We start from the raw sequence: 4,075 nt of genomic DNA on the forward strand, positions 1-4,075 counted from the left end.
TATAGCCGAGTTCCGGGTGACCGGGTGTTTTAGAGTGCAGTTGACGGAAAGACTTAAGATCATCAATTGACAGATCGTAACCTGATAAATGCAGTAGAGAATAGATCAGCATTGAACCATGACCGTTTGATAAAATAAAGCGATCGCGATCAGCCCACTGCGGGTTAGTCGGGTTATGCTTTAAGAAATCACGCCATAATACTTCGGCGATATCAGCCATACCCATTGGTGCGCCTGGGTGACCTGAATTGGCTTTTTGAACGGCATCCATGCTAAGTGCTCTAATAGCATTAGCGAATCGTTTATTTTTCATAGGAGTTCCACAATAAATCAAAAAAAAGGGCTAATAATTAGCCCTGATAGAATACTAAAGACGGTCTGCAATCATTTTTTCCAGTTTATCCTGGTCGAGAGCAAAATTGCGAATACCTTCCGCTAGTTTGTCAATCGCCATAGGATCCTGATTATGCTCCCATAAAAACTCTGCATGGGTTAACGGTGCTTGAGAAGTCAGCTCAGTTGTTGATGGTGATAATTTTCTAACCACCTCTCCTTCTGCATCTGCTAACTGCTGCAGTAATTCAGGACTGATTGTTAGTCGGTCACAGCCGGCAAGCTCTAGAATCTCACCTGTATTTCTGAAGCTTGCGCCCATAACAACCGTTTTGTAATCGTTTGCTTTATAGAAGTTATATATTTTCGCAACTGACAGTACGCCGGGATCTTCCTGAGGTGTAAAATCACGTCCTTCATTTGCTTTATGCCAGTCCATAATACGGCCGACAAACGGAGAGATTAAATATACACCAGCTTCAGCACAAGCACGTGCCTGAGCGAAAGAAAACAGCAGGGTCAGATTACAGTTGATCCCCTCTTTCTCTAAAATCTCAGCAGCTCTAATGCCCTCCCAGGTTGATGCCAGTTTAATCAGAATACGATCGTTCGCAATACCAGCATCGTTATACATTTTCATCAATTGACGCGCCTTGATCAGGCTTGCTTCTGTGTCATAAGACAAACGAGCGTCAACTTCAGTAGAAATACGACCCGGTACAATATTTAAAATTTCTTTACCAATATTAACCGCTAACATGTCACAGGTATCTTGAACCTGCTGTTTTGGATCGCTGCTTTGTGCTTTTGCATACTCAATTGCACTGTCAATTAAAGGCGCATACTCAGCAATTTGAGCAGCCTTTAAGATAAGAGAAGGGTTAGTTGTTGCATCTTGAGGTTTATATTTTTGAATTGCTTCAATATCCCCAGTGTCAGCTACAACGGTTGTCAGTTTACGTAATTCGTCTAGTTGAGATGTCATAATAATAGCCTTGTAAAAATAAGTAGAGTAAGAAACTAAAGTGCTTTTTTATCACCAAGTAATACCGACTCAAAAGCCAGTTCGATCATTGCTTTAAAGCCTGTTTGACGAGCTTCAGATGAAGCGGCTTCACCACGAGTAATATGATCTGATACTGTAAGAATCGTTAACGCTTTTGCACCGTATTCAGCAGCTACACCGTAAAGACCGGCAGCTTCCATATCCACACCAAGAATGCCGTATTTAGCCATTTTCTTGAAAAATTCAGGCTCTGCTGAGTAAAACAGATCCGCAGTGAAAACATTACCCGCTTTAACTTTCACACCTTGGGTGTCAGCAGTATTCATTGCATTAGCAACTAATTCATAATCAGCAATCGCTGCAAAATCATGATTATTAAATCTGATGCGGTTTACTTTAGAATCTGTGCTGGCACCCGCAGCAATAACAATATCGCCTAAATTCACATCATCAAGAACAGCACCACAGCTGCCCACACGGATAATTGTTTTTACGCCGAAATCTTTAATAAGTTCAGTGGTATAGATAGAAACAGAAGGTATTCCCATACCGTGCCCCATAACAGAGATACGACGGCCTTTGTATTCTCCCGTAAAACCAAGCATATTACGGACGTCACAGACTTGAACAACATTTGTTAGAAAGTTATCAGCGATGAATTTAGCGCGAAGCGGATCGCCCGGCATAATAACAACATCAGCGAAATCACCCATTTCTGCATTTATGTGAGGAGTAGACATATTTTAGTTCCTAATTATTGATTGATAAGTTAATTGAAATTAATTGACGTAAAGTAAATTGCTTATGTACTTTTGGGATAACATACCGCCTAAATACACGCCTACAACACCCATAATTCCCGATAACACAGGTATTGGTAATCTAAAAAAAACAAAGAACAGTCCAACGACTAAAACCGCAAACAAAGCCTTGAAAATTTCCTGGGTAACGGCATCTTGAAAGCTGTCGGACTGAATAATTAAGGCTAGTTTAGTAATTTACAGAAAGCAAAATGTGACCAAGATCTCTTTAACACCGTCTAAATTAAGATCAGAAATAGTTGTTACCTAAATCTGTTGAACAGCTATAATATGGGTCTAACGGGTTATTATTTGAAGGTTTTACAGGCGGGAATATGTTTAAATTTACAAATAACTTTAACTGCTGTAAAGCCGTTCACTGCAAAAATTTTGGTGTTTTAAATAGTAAAGATTATATTCACAAAAGCACAAAATTAGGTTATTTATCAATTGAATGCAAATTATGCGGCAGCAACCCGCCTTGGATAAATAACGAGCTTGTCGCTAATATTATAAAAGAGAAACTGGACATACACTTCTCAGCAAAATTAAATCATTGCCCTAAATGTTCCTGCTATTTTTTCTTTGATAAAAACACGTCATTACATAAATATGGTTTCACATCATCGGGCAGACAAAGAAAACAGTGCGCCCAATGCGGTTTAGTTTTTACCATGGCCAACTTCAAAAAAACTGAAAAACTGAAATCAGTTTTATCTACGATTGTAAGCGCACAAGAAACCAGAAAAGCGATTAAAACAACAGGGCTCTCACCAAAATCCTATTATTTTTACCTGCAGCAGTTATCTTTAATCCTTGCAAATTTCAGCAGATTAAATGAAGAAAAAATAATTGAGAGAAAACATTTAGGGCTGCACAGCGAAGGAAAAGTTCTCTCTCTTATTCATAAAAGAGGAGTTTACAGCCTGATTACAACCGAAATTAACAGCGGCTACGTGTTATTACAAAGCCACAATCTGACTAGGACATCCCTGCATGCAGAAGATATCTATCAGACGCAGAACAACACAATCGTTGTCGATAATAATGCAGAGAGCATTGAAGAGATGCTTATCAACAGATACACACAAAATATGGAAAGAAAGCATTTTGAACAGCTGCTGGTTGGCGAACTAAAAGCACTCGCAAAATGCAAGTTAATATATCCGGATAAATTAGCCTATATCCATTTCCAGTTACTTAATGCTTTCACCAGAAAAGCCCTGAAATACGATCATTTTATAGAGCATGAAAGCACACTTAGAGCAGGTGCATTAATGGCTTCACTTAAAGAGATCAAAAAATCAAATGCCGCGGTCTATTTCTTTCTGCCTCTCTCAAGAGCAAAGGAGAATTTAAACGGCAAAAAAATTGGATGGTGGAATGATCGCTGGTACACAAATGAATTTGCTGCTTATTGCCCGATTACATCGATTATGAAAGATAATGCAGCTATTCCACTCAAAGAGGCAAACGATATAAACCTATTTTATTCCTACCTTGATACACACATAAATAAAGGGGTAAACAGCTTTAATGTACTTAATCAGTTACTTGAAATTCAACGTGTACTTTTTAATTACTGTGAGTTAACAGCTCAGCAGTCAAGAGCAAATAGAATCGGAATAACAGATAAAACCTATACGCCAGAAAGCCTCTTAGATGAAGCGCTGCAAAGTATCAATGCCTGAATTTATTAATAACTGCCTTATCACTCCCGCTAGCGATGATAATTTGCTAAAAACAGAAGGCAAAATTACAGAGTAAAAAAAACCGCGATTTACGCGGTTTTTTATTAATCTTTATTAAGTTAAAGATTATAGGCTGTTTGCAGTTTCAACTACGTTCTTAACAGTGAAACCGAACATTTCAAATAACTGCTCAGCAGGTGCTGATTCGCCAAATGTTGTCATACCGATAACTTTGCCGTTCAGAC

6 protein-coding genes are annotated in these 4,075 nt (G+C 38.6%); 1 reads left to right on the plus strand and 5 read right to left on the minus strand.

What is annotated here, in order from left to right; genetic code table 11:
• The 4 genes from AC4GME_RS17705 to AC4GME_RS17720 form a co-directional block, all read right to left on the minus strand.
• Nucleotides 1-313: thiamine pyrophosphate-binding protein (locus AC4GME_RS17705; protein WP_490379931.1), on the minus strand; the 313-nt coding region annotated here is incomplete at its 3' end.
• 54 nt (nt 314-367) lie between these two features.
• On the minus strand, nt 368-1,318 hold the full coding sequence (tal, locus tag AC4GME_RS17710) for a transaldolase (RefSeq protein ID WP_490378349.1): 951 nt from the start codon (nt 1,316-1,318) through the stop codon (nt 368-370).
• 35 nt (nt 1,319-1,353) lie between these two features.
• Nucleotides 1,354-2,079 carry a purine-nucleoside phosphorylase gene (gene deoD, locus AC4GME_RS17715; protein ID WP_490378348.1) on the minus strand — a complete coding sequence of 242 codons (726 nt, stop codon included), beginning with the start codon at nt 2,077-2,079 and terminating at the stop codon, nt 1,354-1,356.
• 39 nt (nt 2,080-2,118) lie between these two features.
• On the minus strand, nt 2,119-2,265 hold the full coding sequence (locus AC4GME_RS17720; protein ID WP_490379932.1) for a XapX domain protein: 147 nt from the start codon (nt 2,263-2,265) through the stop codon (nt 2,119-2,121).
• 209 nt (nt 2,266-2,474) lie between these two features.
• Here AC4GME_RS17720 and AC4GME_RS17725 point away from each other — a divergent pair, with 209 nt between their 5' ends.
• On the plus strand, nt 2,475-3,830 hold the full coding sequence (locus tag AC4GME_RS17725) for a hypothetical protein (protein ID WP_490378346.1): 1,356 nt from the start codon (nt 2,475-2,477) through the stop codon (nt 3,828-3,830).
• A gap of 126 nt (nt 3,831-3,956) precedes the next feature.
• On the opposite strand, the gene AC4GME_RS17730 is transcribed toward AC4GME_RS17725, so the two are convergent.
• On the minus strand, nt 3,957-4,075 hold a 119-nt coding region (locus tag AC4GME_RS17730; RefSeq protein WP_490379933.1), incomplete at its 5' end, for a transketolase-like TK C-terminal-containing protein.

Source organism: Psychromonas sp., from assembly GCF_983033635.1.

Coding starts and splice junctions, on each gene's coding strand:
- tal (WP_490378349.1), bottom strand. CDS start 1,318: ATGACATCTCAACTAGACGAATTACGTAAACTGACAACCGTTGTAGCT.
- deoD (WP_490378348.1), bottom strand. CDS start 2,079: ATGTCTACTCCTCACATAAATGCAGAAATGGGTGATTTCGCTGATGTT.
- AC4GME_RS17725 (WP_490378346.1), top strand. CDS start 2,475: ATGTTTAAATTTACAAATAACTTTAACTGCTGTAAAGCCGTTCACTGC.